The organism is Bacillus sp. mrc49 (assembly GCF_002803435.1).
In genome coordinates, this window is the sequence record NZ_PHNG01000208.1 from 1 (window position 1) to 866 (window position 866).

The window sequence follows — 866 nt, forward strand, 5'->3', positions numbered from 1 at the left end:
ACCAATAAAAAGAGGCCCTGCTTTACGCTTGATTTCTTCCTCCAAATATAAGGGATAAGCAAGAAGGAAGCAGGTGGATGGGCCGGATGATTTTTCGATATCGACTATATTGCTTATGCATTCGGGAACACCTTCCCCCCTTCGGTCCAGGTGCTTCCATTCATAGGCGATTCCCTTCGATCCGATTGGAAGCGCCTCCACTCCTTCAAGCTCACAAAGACTTTTATATAAGGATAGAGGGGCAACCCAATCTTGCTGTTTCAGCACGTCCTCCCCGACGAGCGGCCTGCCGATGAGGGCCATTTTCCGTGAATGGTTTGGCTGCCTTGCCAGGTCATTCCTTCGCTTGCCAAGGACGATGAGACCAAGAGCCGATTGAAGCAGCGGCATGTTCGTTTCCGTGCTTCCCGTAATCGGAAGATCCAGACCCAATTCGTCCAAGCCTTGCATGATACCTTTGCTCAAGCCCTCCCAAGCTTCATCGCCGCAAAAATTATGGAGGACGACCGATATGGGATTTCCGCCAACGCTTAAGCATTCCATGACGGCCACCCTGAAGGAATAATAGCCGACGATTTCATATGGAACCTGAACAAAATCGTTTTCCTTCAGTCCTATTCCGCCACTATTGTCACTTGATATTATCAATGATTCCGATTCGGAAAATGGCAAAACCAAGGAATCTCTCATGATATCGATCCATCTTTAAGTATCGATTTTCTCAAGATAGGCTCCAAGCGGGGCAGCAAAAGGGCCGCCAAGGCAATATTTATCGCCGATGCAGCTGTTAATCCCGGCACTGTCAGCATATAGAATCCGGGACTGACCAGAAACACAAACGGCAGGCCCAGAATGAATGAATTGCC

General features: G+C 48.7%; 1 protein-coding gene. It reads right to left on the minus strand.

Going from position 1 to position 866, the window contains the following annotated elements; translation table 11 throughout:
• Positions 1-690 (minus strand): ATP-binding protein (locus CVN76_RS01470; protein ID WP_100530132.1); only part of this gene is annotated, 690 nt, incomplete at its 3' end.
• Positions 691-866 lie beyond the last annotated feature (176 nt).